This is a genomic window from Halotalea alkalilenta (assembly GCF_001648175.1).
GTDB lineage: Bacteria > Pseudomonadota > Gammaproteobacteria > Pseudomonadales > Halomonadaceae > Halotalea > Halotalea alkalilenta_A.
Genome location: NZ_CP015243.1, coordinates 270,738 through 286,807, shown reverse-complemented (window position 1 = coordinate 286,807; position 16,070 = coordinate 270,738). Strand labels below are relative to the sequence as shown.

Below are 16,070 nucleotides of genomic sequence, written 5' to 3'. Positions count from 1 at the left end.
CATGTCTTTTCTGAGCTACCTATGCGGCAGCGAACCGCGACCAGGTGGTAGCTTGGGCATCGAGCATTTTCTGAGCTACCTATGCGGCAGCGAACCGGATCGAACGCATCGCCGAGTCGTGGGGCTCTTTCTGAGCTACCTATGCGGCAGCGAACAACCCGATCACGCGGGTATTCGTGATGGCGCTTTTCTGAGCTACCTATGCGGCAGCGAACAAAAAACCAGCCTCGGCCACCTGAGGTGCTGCCTTTCTGAGCTACCTATGCGGCAGCGAACTTTCCAGCGAGCGGCCAGTGCATTTGCCCGCTTTTCTGAGCTACCTATGCGGCAGCGAACGTCTCCACTCGTCTCGATCGCATGCAGTTCATTTTCTGAGCTACCTATGCGGCAGCGAACTGGCGAGCCGCTCTACACGCGCTATGAATCCTTTTCTGAGCTACCTATGCGGCAGCGAACCTTCGTTTGAGGGGTCTATCATGCCGAGATTATTTCTGAGCTACCTATGCGGCAGCGAACAGGTGCCATGGAAAGTGCTGGTCGAGAGGCATTTTCTGAGCTACCTATGCGGCAGCGAACTCTATACCGGATCGCACCGATCCGGCTCTCTCTTTCTGAGCTACCTATGCGGCAGCGAACGCAAGCGCCCGTCTCGGCGCCCGGCACCCCAATTTCTGAGCTACCTATGCGGCAGCGAACATGCGCTCGAGCAAACACGCCTGAAGCATGACTTTCTGAGCTACCTATGCGGCAGCGAACGTATTCGACTCATCGCGCGCACTCACCGACTCTTTCTGAGCTACCTATGCGGCAGCGAACAAACTTTCAATTGTTGATACAATTCCCGGGGTTTTCTGAGCTACCTATGCGGCAGCGAACTAGCGCATAATTCATATAGTCGATTGATTTATATGCCTTATGCGGACAAATTCCCGATATCACTCTTTCTGATCCAAGCCCCGTAACCCCTTGTTTTATAATCACTCCTGGAACATCAGCAAAAAGAGGGTCGCTGGACCTGTGAAACAGGCGGCGAGCTGATCATCGTCGCGTTCGATCGGGACCCCGCCACGACCCCAGGCATATTGAGCCATGGGCCAACGCGCCTTCGGTTGCCTATACACGCCTCTCGGCTAATGCATATACCTCCTCTTCTCGCCTCGCTCCAACCGCGACGATCAGCACCTGGACGGCTTCTCCATTAATCCGATAGATGATCCTGGTATTGCCGGTTCTGATGCGGCGGCAGCCGGCGAGCAGCCCGCGGAGGGGTTTACCCAGCTTGTCCGGCTCTCCATCCCTGATGCGCTCTTCGATGACATCGAGAATCCGGTTGGCTGATGCAGGCCCCAAGCGATCGAGGTCTTCAGCCACATCCGGATGATAGAGCACCTCCCAAGCCATGCCTCAATCGTCCTTGGCGAATCGAGCACGCATTTCCTCATGAGTCATCGCTTGATCCTCATGGAAATTCTCCAGACGTTCTCTTGCAACTGACTCCACCCTAAGGTTCTCCAGTTCGTCCAGCATCTCTTGATAGGCTTGGACGTTGATGATGACAGCAGCGGGCTGATTGTCTTTGAACACCACCAGCCGCTCGGTACGGCGAGAAGATATTTCCTTGAGCCGTGCACTGAAGCCCCTGGCCATCGCTGTGGCGGAGACGGCATGCTCTGCTCGATCCAGTAGTCCGGTCATGTTTGTCCTCACAATGAATCATATGATTTTGCGCTTTATTATATGCTTTTTCGTGCAATTTTCCATGTTTCGCAATGTGGCCGACACCTCGGTGCGTCACTCATACCTCCTCTTGGTCGACTCTCCTTGACGACCAGGCCGCTACAGTGGTGAGGCCTGGAAAGGGCATATCCATGGCAGCAACTATGCCTCGCGATGCTATAGGTAGAGAGAATTGACCTCAGCGTGCCCATAGGGACGTTTCGATGGATAAGGAAGTCTGATAAAAGTATACAAACTGACACATACCCCATCTGTTCCGAGGCGCGCATGGACGATATCGCTGCCAGTGATTTGAAAACGATCCTGCACTCCAAGCGCGCCAATCTCTATTACCTCCAGCATTGCCGAATACTGGTCAACGGTGGGCGAGTCGAGTACGTCACCGACGAGGGTAACCGGTCGAAGTACTGGAATATCCCGATTGCCAATACCACCTCCCTGCTGCTTGGCACTGGCACATCGATCACCCAGGCGGCGATGCGCGAGCTGGCAAAGGCGGGCGTGCTGGTGGGATTTTGCGGTGGCGGAGGTACGCCGCTGTTCAGCGCCAATGAAGTGGATGTCGAGATCGCTTGGTTCAATCCGCAGAGCGAGTACCGGCCGACCGAGTACCTCCAGCATTGGGTGCGATTCTGGTTCGATGACGGCAAGCGCCTGGAGGCGGCCAGGGCTTTCCAACTGGCCCGACTGGGACGCATTCGCCTCAGCTGGCTGAACAGTCGAACGCTCAAGGACGCCGGATTTCTGGTAGATACCGGCGCCCTCGAACGCGCCCTCGAGGCCGCGCAAGCTGCCATCCAGTCCGCGCAGGACAACACTTTTCTGCTCACCGAGGAAGCGCGCCTGAGCAAGCAGTTGTTCGCTCTAGCCGCGCGGGCGGTGAGCTATGGCGACTTCGTGCGCGCCAAGCGCGGCTCCGGCACGGATCCAGCCAACCGCTTCCTCGACCACGGCAACTACCTCGCCTACGGCCTCGCCGCCAGCGCCACCTGGGTGCTCGGCCTGCCCCACGGTCTGGCGGTGCTGCACGGCAAGACACGCCGTGGCGGCCTGGTATTCGACGTGGCCGATCTGGTCAAGGATGCCACCATCCTGCCTCAGGCCTTTGTCAGCGCAGTGCGCGGCGACGAGGAGCAGGAATTCCGCCAGGCGTGCATCGAGAATCTTACTCGCAGCGAGTCGCTGGACTTCATGATCGACACTCTCAAGGCCGTCGCCCTGGACCTGGGAGCACAAGGAGCGTGAATGTCCTGCTCGTTTCCCAATGCAGCAAGAATGCTCTTAAGGAGACACGGCGCATTCTCGATCAATTCGCCGAACGGCGTGGCGATCGTACCTGGCAAACGCCGATCACCCAGGCCGGGCTGGAGACACTACGCAAGTTGCTACGCAGGCGAGCGCGCAAGAATACCGCCGTGGCTTGCCACTGGATTCGTGGACGTGATCATAGCGAGTTGCTATGGATCGTCGGCAATACCGCACAGTTCAATATGAAGGGAGCATCCCCGACCAATACTACACGCCGCAATATCTTGCGCGCGGAGGATGAAAACGATTGGTACAGCGGCCACTTGATTCATTCATTGGCTGCGATGGCAGCCCTGTTTCATGATCTTGGTAAGGCCAGTCGCGCATTTCAGGACCGGCTTCATGGCCGCCTGGAGGGTCGTAATCGCTATCGGCATGAATGGGTGTCGCTGCGTTTGCTCGAAGCCTTTGTCGGTGATGATGACGACGAGACTTGGCTTACTCGGCTCGAGCGCCCCACTCCGGATGATGATGCCTGCTGGTTGGGCCGCCTCAGAAGTGATGGGGTGGATGACGTCGCCAAAGAGGAGAAGACACCTTTTATTAAATTGCCACCGCTTGCCGCTGCGATTGGCTGGCTGATCTTGAGCCATCATCGCCTTCCGGCATTGCCCGCCTACGATGACGGCGGGCGGCAGAAGTGGGTCGGGGCTCGCGCAGACATGAATGCCGCCAACCTGCCGATGCTTCCCGAGGCCATTACAGCCGCCTGGAACGAGTGTGTTGAGACTGCCGAGATGCAAGATGTCAGGCCATATTGGGTATTCCCGCATGGCCTGCCTGTTACCAATGATGCATGGCGACAGCGCAGTCGGCGGCTGGCGCGCCAATTGAGGGAAGTCCGGACGTTGGCGCCGCCGTTGGAATCTGTCTACGTCATGCATCTAGCGCGTTTGGCATTGATGCTTGCGGATCATCACTATTCGAGCCTGACCGGCACAGGCCGACTCTCCGGTGCTTGGTCAACGGAATTGTATGCCAACACTGCCGTGCTGAACGGCAAGCGTCAGCTATGCCAGCCGCTGGAAGAGCACCTGTTGGGCGTGACCCGCGCGGCAGGTGAGATCGTGCACCGCTTGCCGGATATGACGAGAGCCCTGCCACGCATCGCCCGGCACAAGGGTTTTCGCCAGCGTAGCCGCGACCCTCGCTTTCGCTGGCAGGACAGGGCTTTCGACTTGGCGGAGGGCTTGCGTGACAAGTCCCGCGGACAAGGCTTTTTTGGCATCAACATGGCCTCAACCGGCTGTGGCAAGACGATCGCCAATGGCCGGATCATGTATGCCTTGAACGATCCCGAAGAAGGAGCTCGTTTTTCGATAGCGCTTGGCCTGCGAACGCTTACGTTGCAAACCGGACAGGTCTACCGCGAAAAACTGGGGCTGGGTAGTGACGACCTGGCCATTCGGGTCGGCGGTGGCGCCAGCCGGGCACTCTTCGAGCACCAGCAGCGTGGGGGCGGTGGCTCGGAATCGCGCGCTGCACTGCTTGACGAGCAGAGCCACGTCCATTTCGAAGGCCAGATCGACGAGCATCCGCTGCTGTCGAGAGCCGCGGATGATCCGCATGCCAGGGCGCTGATCAGCGCCCCGGTGCTGGTGTGTACCATCGACCACCTGATACCGGCCACGGAGAGCCTGCGTGGTGGCCGTCAGATCGCGCCCATGCTGAGGCTCATGAGCAGTGACCTCGTGCTCGATGAGCCAGATGACTTCGAGATAGATGATCTTCCCGGTCTCACGCGTCTGGTGTACTGGGCAGGGCTGCTCGGCTCGCGAGTGCTGCTCTCATCGGCCACGCTGCCACCGGCATTGGTGCGTGGCTTGTTCGAGGCATATCGGGCTGGCCGTACAGAATATCAGCGCCATCGCGGTGTTCCAGGATCCCCGGTGAGTCCCTGCTGTGCCTGGTTCGATGAGCATGGTTGTGTTCAGCAGGAATGTGCCGAAGGCGGGCAGTTCGATGTTGCTCATATGCAGTTTGCCCGGCAGCGCGCTGCCCGGCTCAGCGATCAGGCGGCGGTTCGTCGGGGCTACCTCGTCCCGCTATCTGCGCCTTCAGCTCATCCTGACGCCGTTCATCAAGCTATCGCGCAGACAATTCTCGCGCAGGCATTCGCTCTTCACGCTCAGCACCACACTGTCGATCCCAACAGCGGCAAGCGAGTCAGCTTTGGCTTGGTGCGCATGGCCAATATCCAGCCGCTGGTGGCCGTTGCCCAGGCTTTTTATCGATCGGACATACCGGAAGGGCGGCACATCCATCTTTGTGTTTACCACTCCCAGTTCCCCTTGCTGCTGCGCTCGCGTCTGGAAGCACAGCTTGACCGTGCATTGGACAGGCGCACGGAGAATACCGTATTCGACCTGCCTGACGTTCGTGCGCGGATCGATAGAAGCTCCGCTGCGGATCAGCTATTCATCGTGCTCGGCTCGCCGGTCACAGAGGTGGGGAGAGACCACGATTATGACTGGGCAGTGGTCGAGCCTTCCTCGATGCGCTCGATCATTCAGCTCGCCGGCCGCGTGCGCCGCCATCGTCCCACACCCGTCCATGCCCCCAATATCGCGCTGCTCGGAACCAATGTCCGACACCTGAAACGAACCACGCCAGCCTTTAACCGGCCTGGCTTCGAAACCGAGCGGGACTGGCCGCTGGCTTCGCACCAGTTGACGGAGCTGCTGAGGGCAGAAGAGATCGAGCATATCGACTCACGTCCGCGACTGATGCCAGACGAAGTGCTCGAGCCGACACGTAGGCTCGTCGATCTCGAGCATGCGCGCCTTGCCGCGCTTATGGTCGAGGGGAGCGATGTCGCTGCCGGCCGGCCGCGACGTAAACGTCGCGGTGAGCCCGTGCAGATCAACTTCGGGGCCTATCTCTTTTATCGTCCCCAATCGATGACCCTTGGGGCGTTACCGATGCAGCAACAGCCTTTCCGCGAAGACAACGAACCGGAGTGCGAATTCGTACTGCTGCCCGATGAATCTGGGGAAGACTACGGCTTCTGGCGGGTGGAACAGGATGGCAGGGAGGAGAAGCTGACGCGTATGGAGACCGAGCTGGACCGGATACCGGAGGACGTTTTTCGCCATCCACGCATCGCGCCCTGGAACGAGCCCGACTATATGGCGGCAGTGGTGGATCAAGCCGAGGCCATGGACATGACGATTGAGCGCTGCGCCCAGCGCTTCGGACGCATCCGCCTGAAAACGAATTACGCCCCGCAGGGTTGGCACTTTCACCCTGCGCTGGGGTTTGTGCGGCGGAAATAAAGCAGCCGGCCTTGATCGGGCCGGCTGAGGCTGCCTGTGCGGCAGTGAACGTAATGCCTCGAAGACATTGACTGTTATTTCTAAGCGGCCTGTTCGGCTGCGCTGGACAGTCTATCACGCCAAGGGAATCTGAAAATTTATTTTGGAAAATATTGATTGTTAGGATTGATTTGTTCTGGGGGCAATCCTATTCTGTTTCTGAACCCGGCAGAGCCGGGTGAGGTGCTCGCCCAAATAAGTGGCCGCTCATTGGGCGAGCAAAGCGTCGATAACGTCTGGTTTGCTTTCCGAAGAGCAAGGAGGTGTGAGGATGATTGGCTATCGTCCCGTTAGAAGAGTCGGGTAGTTCGGTCCAGCCATGCCCCAAGCGTTATCACGCTTGGGGCTCATTATGACATGCCTTGGGTACGCTACCCAAGTTGAGGCAGGGAACCTATGCCAGAACCTCAACACCATGCGTCTATACGCGACCTGGTCGAATGGTTTATCCGTGATCGCTTTGCAACCAAAGCGGAAAAGCTCGCGGCGGACGACCCTAAGTATCTTGAGCTCCAGCAGCAGTTCGATCCGCAAGCCTGGCTGGCCGATGCGGCCCGCCGTGTCAGCCAGCTTCAGGTCGTCACGCACTCCCTGAAGGCCATTCACCCGGATGCCAAGGGCACGAACCTTTACGTTGAGCCTGGCCAGTTGAATCAAGGCGGTCTGGTGGGTAGCCACTGTCTGCCTGCCGATTTTCAGGGCGATGTCGTCGGCAACGCAGCGGCGCTTGATGTCTACAAGTTCCTGAAACAGGAGTGGCAGGGGCGTACGCTGCTGGAACGGGCGCTCGATTTCGACGAAGCATTAATCGATGCCTTGAGCCTGGATCGTGAGGAAGCCGAAAACTGGGTACGCGCCTTCGCGAGCATTACCGAGCCCAAAGGGACGCCCAGCTCTCATGTCATGGGTAAACAGCTCTACTGGCTGGTCGGCGACGACCCCACCGATGATAAAAACTACCACCTGCTGGCGCCGCTCTATGGCACAGCGCTCACTCACCGCTTCTACGCGCAGGCCAGCCCCAATACCTGGTTCTTTGGCGATCACAACAAGGCGGCACGCAAAGCGCTGAAGGACAAAACGTTCTTTGAGGGGGGCTACACCAGCTATCCCAATCTGGCAGTCCAGAAACTCGGCGGCACCAAACCACAGAACATCTCGCAGCTCAATAGCGAACGGGGTGGCCAGAACTATCTGCTGGCGTCACTGCCGCCGCACTGGAAGTCGCGCGAGATTTACGCTCCGATGCGCGATGCTTTCCGAGCTTTTAAGGGACGTCCTGACGTCAGGCGGACCATCAGTGAGCTCAAGCGTTTCCTGGAAACGGATCCCGCCAAGAACATGCATACCCGCGACCTTCGCGACGACCTCACTGCAATGCTGGTCGATGAGTTGATGCTGTTCACATTCGATATCTACTCCTTGGCGCCAGGCTGGACTGCCGACGAGAAGTGCCAACTGGCCTTGGAGGAACAGTATTGGCTAGACCCTGGACGGGCAGAGGAGGATGGAGAGTTTGCCGAAGCTCGCCGCCAGTCCAACTGGCACGCAGCCGTCAGTTCACGCGCGGCCAACTGGCTCAATCGAGAGTTAAACCATAAAAGCCCACTGAGCTTTGGCGATGCGGAACACCATCATTGGAAGCGACGGTTCGAAGGTATCGTGACTGAGTTCCGACGCCAGCTCGACGATCTACAAGAGACGTTGCGCGATGAAGACAATGATCAAGGAGACGCGGCATGATCAATCATCTGCTGGTGCTTCCGCGACTGCGTATCCAGAACGTCAACGCCATCTCCAGTCCGATGACCTGGGGCTTTCCCGCCATGAGTGCCTTCATGGGCACGGTGCAGGCGCTGGAGCGCAACCTGCCCGATGATATCAGGCTGGTATTCAATGAAATCGGTGTAGTGTGCCACCGCATCGATCCTCAGGTTACGGAAGGCGGCTTCATTCGGGCCTTTCATCTTACCCGTAATCCTGTAGACAAGACTGGCAGCACGGCAGCCATCGTCGAGGAAGGCCGAGCGCATCTGGAAATCTCACTGCTGATTGGGGTCGAGGCAAGCGGTGGAGATGACCTGAAAAGCGCCGAGCGCCGTCAGGTGATAGCTAACCAGCTTTATCAGCAAGTGCAGGGCATGCGTATTGCGGGAGGCAGTGTGATGCCACCCCGTCCCAGCGAGCGACGCTACCGGCCGGAATTGATCAGTTTCGATTCCGATGAGGAAAAAGGTGCGCAGCAATGGCGCCGGCTCAAGCGCCGGTTGTTGCCGGGGTTTGCGCTGGTACTTCGGGATGACCGACTCACTGAGCATACCGCCACGCTAAAAGTGAATGACCAGAGTGCTACGCCGCTGGACGCCTGGCTCGACCTGTCGCGGCTCAACCACGAGTGCCGGATCACCAAGGGTGAAGACGATAACGGCACGGAGCAAGTTAGCTGGGAGATTCGCCGCCCGTATCCCGGTTGGCTAGTGCCGATCCCGGTGGGTTACGGCGCTATTTCCGACCTTTTCGATCCGGGCACGGTAGCTAATGCCCGAGATCCTGAGGTGCCGTTCCAATTCGTCGAAAGCCTCTACTCGGTCGGCGAATGGGTAAGCCCTCACCGAATCAGGAATCCCGAAGCCTTGATGTGGTTCGTGGAGAACGATCTCGAACGCGGCCTTTATCGCTTGAGCAACGCCTACATCGATACCTTGATCAACGACTGACGCAGGAAACCTCTCATGGCCAAGAATGACACACTCAAAACCGCTTCCGTCCTCGCCTTCGAGCGCAAGCTCGATCCGTCCGATGCGCTGTTCAGCTCAGGCACTTGGGATGATCGTGCTCAATATGCGAATTGGCGTATTATCCCCGTTCGTGAAAAGTCGGTTCGTGGCACCATCTCCAATCGATTGAAGGCCAAGGATCAAGATCCGGCTAAGCTCGATGCTGCCATCGAAAATCCTAACCTGCAGACTGTCGATGTCGCAGCGCTGCCGCACGATGCCGACACGTTGGCCGTGCATTTCACGCTGCGTGTGCTGGCCGGCGCCGGCACTCCTTCGGCATGTAATAGCGCTGAGTATCAGCGCAAGCTGAAGCAAACAGTGGCGGGCTACGTTAGTGAGCACGGTTTTGGCGAACTCGCCCATCGCTACGCTTGTAACCTCGCCAACGGTCGTTTCTTATGGCGCAATCGCGTCGGCGCCGAAGAAATCGAAGTCGTCGTCAGCCAGATGAAGGGTGGCCAAGCGGAGCAGCAGTGGACCTTCGATGCGTTCGAGCATTCGCTGCGTGACTTTGAAGGTAGCAAGGCGACTCGCGAGTTAAGCGAACTCATCAATGAGGCGCTGTCCGGCGAGCGTTATCTGCTGTTGGATGTGGTGGCTTTTGCCCGGGTCGGCGCAGGGCAGGAGGTCTTCCCCTCGCAGGAGCTGATTCTCGACCGTTCCCGTGGTGACAAGAGCAAGACGCTTTACAGCATTGGCGATGACAAGACAGCTGCCATCCACTCTCAGAAGCTGGGCAATGCCCTGCGTACCATCGATACCTGGTATCCAGCACCGGAAGACGGCGGCGACCTCGGCCCAATTGCCGTCGAGCCCTACGGCTCGGTGACCACCCAGGGAAGCGCTTATCGGCAACCAAAGCAGAAAGTGGATTTCTACAATCTGCTGGATAACTGGCTGCTGAAGGACCAGGCGCCCTCTACCGAACAGCAGCACTTCGTCATGGCGACCCTCATCCGTGGTGGCGTTTTCGGCGATGCGGGGTAAGTCATGGATCACTATCTCGACATTCGTCTGCGGCCCGACCCGGACTTTCCCGCTGAGATGCTGATGGGGGCGCTATACAGCAAGCTGCATCGGGCGCTGCATGATCTGAACGCCGATGACATCGGCGTTAGCTTCCCCGGTCACAAGACCGGTGTGCGCGCACGCACGCCGGGCGACCAGTTGCGGTTGCATGCTGGGCAGGCGCGGCTGGAGCAGTTGATGGCGATTTCGTGGTTCACCGGCATGCGTGACCACTTAATGCTGGAGGCTATTCAGCCAGTGCCTGTTGAAGTGCGCCATCGGATCATTCGGCGCCGACAGTTCAATACTGGTGGTGCCAGCCGGGCGAAGCGGCTTGCCCAACGGCAGGGCATTGAAATAGAAGAGGCGCAGCGTTTGATGGAAAAATCCGCCGCTCGGCAGATTGCCCTGCCTTTTGTGCAGGTCAGTAGCCGCTCCAGTGGACAGCGGTTTGCGCTATTCATCGAACATGGCCAGCCGCAATCGCAACCGGTCGCCGGTCGCTTCAATCATTACGGATTGAGCAGTGAGGCCACTGTGCCCTGGTTCTGACCCTTTTTTTGAAAGGTTTTTTAACGCCAATTAAATCAGTCTGTTACTGACGCCTCTCTGAAAAGGGGGGCATTGTTTCATCAAGTGATTTCTTTTTAAAAATCAATAGATTATCTTGGGTGGGTTCTAGTTCGCTGCCGTATAGGCAGCTCAGAAAAGTGTTCCACTACCTGGATCGCAGGGCGTGGCGTTCGCTGCCGTATAGGCAGCTCAGAAAAAGCTTTGCAAGCAAACCGGGTTCGATTTTATGTTCGCTGCCGTATAGGCAGCTCAGAAAAGTCGGCGCGCGTGACGATGCAACTAATGCGTGTTCGCTGCCGTATAGGCAGCTCAGAAACAATATTACGGAGTGTGAACGATGCGCAACGAAGTTCGCTGCCGTATAGGCAGCTCAGAAAGTCAAAGAGCATGCGCGCTGTGTGATCGAGCTGTTCGCTGCCGTATAGGCAGCTCAGAAAAGAACCGAATGCCTGTGGCTGTCGCCGCGGGTGTTCGCTGCCGTATAGGCAGCTCAGAAACGATCTTTTCACGGAGTATCGGCGTATCACGAAGTTCGCTGCCGTATAGGCAGCTCAGAAAGAGAGCAGACGCGAGTGCGCCACGTTCGCCGCGTTCGCTGCCGTATAGGCAGCTCAGAAAAGAGTGCGGCGGCAAAACATTGCCGCCAATTCGTTCGCTGCCGTATAGGCAGCTCAGAAAAGGTGCGCATGCTGTTCGCAATAGCCAGACGGGTTCGCTGCCGTATAGGCAGCTCAGAAAGAGTCGATGAACTGGTCCGAGAGCAGACGCGAGTTCGCTGCCGTATAGGCAGCTCAGAAAAAGCGGCAGTCTACGGAACGGTGGCCGCACTGGTTCGCTGCCGTATAGGCAGCTCAGAAAAACTGGGATGCGCTGACTTGCTGGGTCATGCCGTTCGCTGCCGTATAGGCAGCTCAGAAAGTCTCGTACAGACCGATGAACCCGTTGCGATTGTTCGCTGCCGTATAGGCAGCTCAGAAAGGTGGCTCCGATTATTTCAGACCACTTGTTTTGTTCGCTGCCGTATAGGCAGCTCAGAAAATCACGACGTTCGACAGCAGTAGGTCGTAAACGTTCGCTGCCGTATAGGCAGCTCAGAAACAGGTGAAACAGCGTTCCGTGCAATCAACCGCGTTCGCTGCCGTATAGGCAGCTCAGAAAGAGGACACCAACCCGTTCCAAAATCTACAGCTGTTCGCTGCCGTATAGGCAGCTCAGAAATCTCTTTCTCCATCGCCGATTCCCTACATAGGGTTCGCTGCCGTATAGGCAGCTCAGAAAACCGGGCGAAGACGAACCGAGAGGCATTGGGCGTTCGCTGCCGTATAGGCAGCTCAGAAATCACCTGGACCCACGGCGAGATGGTCAAACGCGTTCGCTGCCGTATAGGCAGCTCAGAAATAGACGCCACGGGCGAGCTGAGAGAATATTATGTTCGCTGCCGTATAGGCAGCTCAGAAATGAAAAAAGGCCGCTTAGGGGCCGTCTCCATGGTTCGCTGCCGTATAGGCAGCTCAGAAAGCCGCGGCTGCGGCGCAGATTCGGCTCCTGGGGTTCGCTGCCGTATAGGCAGCTCAGAAATGGGCGAGGAGCTAATCCGGTCCGCGTTAGCTGTTCGCTGCCGTATAGGCAGCTCAGAAATCAACCCGATCGCGCATTGTAGCGTTATCATCGTTCGCTGCCGTATAGGCAGCTCAGAAAGACCGGCACTACGCGAACGCCGCCGGGCAGAGGTTCGCTGCCGTATAGGCAGCTCAGAAACAGGCCTCGACCAACGCTTCGCGCCTCGACCCGTTCGCTGCCGTATAGGCAGCTCAGAAATACGGCTGGTTCACGCGCGCTCTTGCGCTTCTTGTTCGCTGCCGTATAGGCAGCTCAGAAAATGGATTATCTCGCTGCAGGCCAAGCGGTGGCGTTCGCTGCCGTATAGGCAGCTCAGAAATCCACCCGCTTCGATCATCGCCCCGCCCTGAGGTTCGCTGCCGTATAGGCAGCTCAGAAAGTCAGTGCGGCGGTGGCCGCTGATAGTCACGTGTTCGCTGCCGTATAGGCAGCTCAGAAATTGGATCGGTGGTGATCATGCTGCATGCTCCTGTTCGCTGCCGTATAGGCAGCTCAGAAATCGCGCGTGGGTATCTCGACGCCGTCGTCAGCGTTCGCTGCCGTATAGGCAGCTCAGAAATGAGAGGCGGTGCGCTCCTTCATCATCCCCTGGTTCGCTGCCGTATAGGCAGCTCAGAAACAGCGAGGGCCGCGGGGAGCTCAATCGTCGCGGTTCGCTGCCGTATAGGCAGCTCAGAAATGAAGAGAAGCCGGGGGCTGGAGGGCATGGGGGTTCGCTGCCGTATAGGCAGCTCAGAAAAGTGGGAGGGAGTGGCGGAAGTGGTGCAGCGCGTTCGCTGCCGTATAGGCAGCTCAGAAAGGGAGAGACACGCGGTTTCGCCGGAGGACCCCGTTCGCTGCCGTATAGGCAGCTCAGAAATAGACGACCTAGCGCCCGTGCGTTGCTGCCCCGTTCGCTGCCGTATAGGCAGCTCAGAAATAGACGACCTAGCGCCCGTGCGTTGCTGCCCCGTTCGCTGCCGTATAGGCAGCTCAGAAAATAATGCATTTTACAGCACTAAAAAGCGACCCGTTCGCTGCCGTATAGGCAGCTCAGAAAAGCATCAACAGCCTCATGAACAATGCTATTAGGTTCGCTGCCGTATAGGCAGCTCAGAAAGACACGGCAAACCACGCCGCGCGGCCGAGCGTGTTCGCTGCCGTATAGGCAGCTCAGAAATCAACCCGATCGCGCATTGTAGCGTTATCATCGTTCGCTGCCGTATAGGCAGCTCAGAAATAGACGACCTAGCGCCCGTGCGTTGCTGCCCCGTTCGCTGCCGTATAGGCAGCTCAGAAATAGATCGAGCGGAGAGGGGCTTACACCGACGCGTTCGCTGCCGTATAGGCAGCTCAGAAAGGCACGCCGGGCACGTAGGGCACGGTGGTGATGTTCGCTGCCGTATAGGCAGCTCAGAAAAGGACGGCGCCCGCGCCCGCGCCGCGGAGGCAGTTCGCTGCCGTATAGGCAGCTCAGAAAGAAAGGAAAGCATTGACAGGCTCTCCGGCTGTGTTCGCTGCCGTATAGGCAGCTCAGAAAGCACAGAGATTGAGCACCTCGCGCAAGTCGCCGTTCGCTGCCGTATAGGCAGCTCAGAAAGCTACGCTCGAGCGACAAAATGCCGCGGCTGAGTTCGCTGCCGTATAGGCAGCTCAGAAAAGCGGCAAGGGACTACAAGAGCGCCAGCGGATGTTCGCTGCCGTATAGGCAGCTCAGAAAACACACATACACGCACGACCCGGCGCCAGCCGGTTCGCTGCCGTATAGGCAGCTCAGAAAGGTCGCTAGATCAAATGAATACGAACCATCGTGTTCGCTGCCGTATAGGCAGCTCAGAAAAGCCAGTGCCGAGCTACTACGCCGCCTATCGCGTTCGCTGCCGTATAGGCAGCTCAGAAAAGCCGATATGACGAGATTTCGAACGGCTTCTCGTTCGCTGCCGTATAGGCAGCTCAGAAAAGCCCAGTCTGGATGGACATCAACCCGAGCGAGTTCGCTGCCGTATAGGCAGCTCAGAAAATCCTGTTACTCAGCCTCGGCACGTCTGTCGCGTTCGCTGCCGTATAGGCAGCTCAGAAAGGCGAGAACATCGCTCCTCACCTCAATGCCGAGTTCGCTGCCGTATAGGCAGCTCAGAAACTCTCGGCGACGCGAATGCAGCATTCAGCTCCCGTTCGCTGCCGTATAGGCAGCTCAGAAAAGCGAGATCTACAACGACGCGCTCGCGGGATGGTTCGCTGCCGTATAGGCAGCTCAGAAAAGGCTGAGCAGTACCTATCGGATGATCTGTCCGTTCGCTGCCGTATAGGCAGCTCAGAAAGGGCGATGCGCTGCAAAGCGCTCTTTGCTAGTGTTCGCTGCCGTATAGGCAGCTCAGAAAATCTGCGGATACAACACCCGGCCCGTCGATGGGTTCGCTGCCGTATAGGCAGCTCAGAAATTTGCGGCCACGGCGCCGACTGAGTTCGCGACGTTCGCTGCCGTATAGGCAGCTCAGAAAAGGCTATCGCCGTCGCATTTGACGAGATCGATGTTCGCTGCCGTATAGGCAGCTCAGAAAGCTGATAGTCACGTATCTCATTGCTCACCCCTGTTCGCTGCCGTATAGGCAGCTCAGAAAGTCGGGAATGCAGAGCCAGCTGCCGACACCGCGTTCGCTGCCGTATAGGCAGCTCAGAAAATCTGCGGATACAACACCCGGCCCGTCGATGGGTTCGCTGCCGTATAGGCAGCTCAGAAACGGCAGCGCGGCGGGGCGATCGCAACGTCGAGGTTCGCTGCCGTATAGGCAGCTCAGAAATGGGGCATATCTGACCGATTGACAATATAGACGTTCGCTGCCGTATAGGCAGCTCAGAAAAGACAAATCTCCTTTAACATCAATGACAAAGCGTTCGCTGCCGTATAGGCAGCTCAGAAACGATAGCTCGCGCCTCGACCCGGCGCGAAGCGGTTCGCTGCCGTATAGGCAGCTCAGAAATAGTTGCTCGAGCGCATATTGCACTAGATACGGTTCGCTGCCGTATAGGCAGCTCAGAAATTTCAGGAGCCAAGAAATGAAGATGAAGTCGTGTTCGCTGCCGTATAGGCAGCTCAGAAAGTACCGGCTAGAACGCATTACTGAGCCATGGGGTTCGCTGCCGTATAGGCAGCTCAGAAAAACGGTGGCGCGAGGCCGAGAGCCCGCCGCGTCGTTCGCTGCCGTATAGGCAGCTCAGAAAGCCAGATAGCCCGAGCGCGGGGCGACGTGATCGTTCGCTGCCGTATAGGCAGCTCAGAAAACCCGAGTATCGTCGACAATTCCCGTTTCGCGAGTTCGCTGCCGTATAGGCAGCTCAGAAAGAACGTGCCGTGGCCGAAACCGTGTCCCTCGGGTTCGCTGCCGTATAGGCAGCTCAGAAAAATGCATTCCGCTGGGTTCCATTCCGCCGTATGTTCGCTGCCGTATAGGCAGCTCAGAAACGACGCCGAGGAGCCGACGCCCGAGGAAATCCGTTCGCTGCCGTATAGGCAGCTCAGAAAAAACCGGCAGGCTGATTGAGCGTTACCGCGTAGTTCGCTGCCGTATAGGCAGCTCAGAAAGACTGCAGAGTGGCGATGGTTTTCTTTCCCTTGTTCGCTGCCGTATAGGCAGCTCAGAAAACGACTTCGGGAGCGGCTTTGTAGCGTCCTGCGTTCGCTGCCGTATAGGCAGCTCAGAAAGCATATGACACCTATGTTGAACCATTCGGCGGGTTCGCTGCCGTATAG

Annotated in this window: 8 protein-coding genes and 2 CRISPR repeat arrays (2 of these 10 cut by a window edge); of the genes, 6 read left to right on the top strand and 2 right to left on the bottom strand. The window is 57.8% G+C overall.

Annotation, left to right across the window (positions count from 1 at the left end; genetic code table 11):
* A CRISPR array of direct repeats spans positions 1 to 876; the repeat unit is 28 nt; unit sequence TTTCTGAGCTACCTATGCGGCAGCGAAC (it extends 533 nt beyond the left edge of the window).
* 237 nt (positions 877 to 1,113) lie between these two features.
* A complete protein-coding gene (locus A5892_RS01290) occupies positions 1,114 to 1,401 on the bottom strand; it encodes a type II toxin-antitoxin system RelE family toxin (RefSeq protein WP_064121253.1) in 288 nt (95 codons plus the stop codon).
* 3 nt (positions 1,402 to 1,404) lie between these two features.
* Positions 1,405 to 1,695: a hypothetical protein gene (locus A5892_RS01285; protein ID WP_064121252.1), complete on the bottom strand. Its 291-nt coding sequence runs from the start codon at positions 1,693 to 1,695 to the stop codon at positions 1,405 to 1,407.
* 309 nt (positions 1,696 to 2,004) lie between these two features.
* On the opposite strand from A5892_RS01285, the gene cas1f reads away from it, so the two are divergent.
* From cas1f to cas6f, 6 genes are all read left to right on the top strand, one after another.
* Positions 2,005 to 2,982, top strand: a complete 978-nt coding sequence (gene cas1f / locus A5892_RS01280; protein ID WP_064121251.1) for a type I-F CRISPR-associated endonuclease Cas1f — start codon at positions 2,005 to 2,007, stop codon at positions 2,980 to 2,982.
* A complete protein-coding gene (gene cas3f / locus A5892_RS01275) occupies positions 2,979 to 6,320 on the top strand; it encodes a type I-F CRISPR-associated helicase Cas3f (RefSeq protein ID WP_064121250.1) in 3,342 nt (1,113 codons plus the stop codon). The genes cas1f and cas3f overlap by 4 nt, the downstream gene beginning before the upstream one ends.
* Positions 6,321 to 6,755: 435 nt before the next feature.
* Complete coding sequence (gene csy1, locus A5892_RS01270) at positions 6,756 to 8,102, top strand: type I-F CRISPR-associated protein Csy1 (RefSeq protein WP_064121249.1); 1,347 nt, start codon at positions 6,756 to 6,758, stop codon at positions 8,100 to 8,102.
* Complete coding sequence (gene csy2 / locus A5892_RS01265; RefSeq protein ID WP_064121248.1) at positions 8,099 to 9,076, top strand: type I-F CRISPR-associated protein Csy2; 978 nt, start codon at positions 8,099 to 8,101, stop codon at positions 9,074 to 9,076. The genes csy1 and csy2 overlap by 4 nt, the downstream gene beginning before the upstream one ends.
* Positions 9,077 to 9,091: 15 nt before the next feature.
* The gene (csy3, locus tag A5892_RS01260) at positions 9,092 to 10,126 is read left to right on the top strand and encodes a type I-F CRISPR-associated protein Csy3 (RefSeq protein ID WP_064121247.1); all 1,035 of its coding nucleotides are present in this window, start codon (positions 9,092 to 9,094) and stop codon (positions 10,124 to 10,126) included.
* 3 nt (positions 10,127 to 10,129) lie between these two features.
* Positions 10,130 to 10,699, top strand: coding sequence for a type I-F CRISPR-associated endoribonuclease Cas6/Csy4 (gene cas6f / locus A5892_RS01255; protein WP_064121246.1), 570 nt, complete (start codon positions 10,130 to 10,132; stop codon positions 10,697 to 10,699).
* Between the two features lie 129 nt (positions 10,700 to 10,828).
* A CRISPR array of direct repeats spans positions 10,829 to 16,070; the repeat unit is 28 nt; unit sequence GTTCGCTGCCGTATAGGCAGCTCAGAAA (it continues 2,714 nt past the right edge of the window).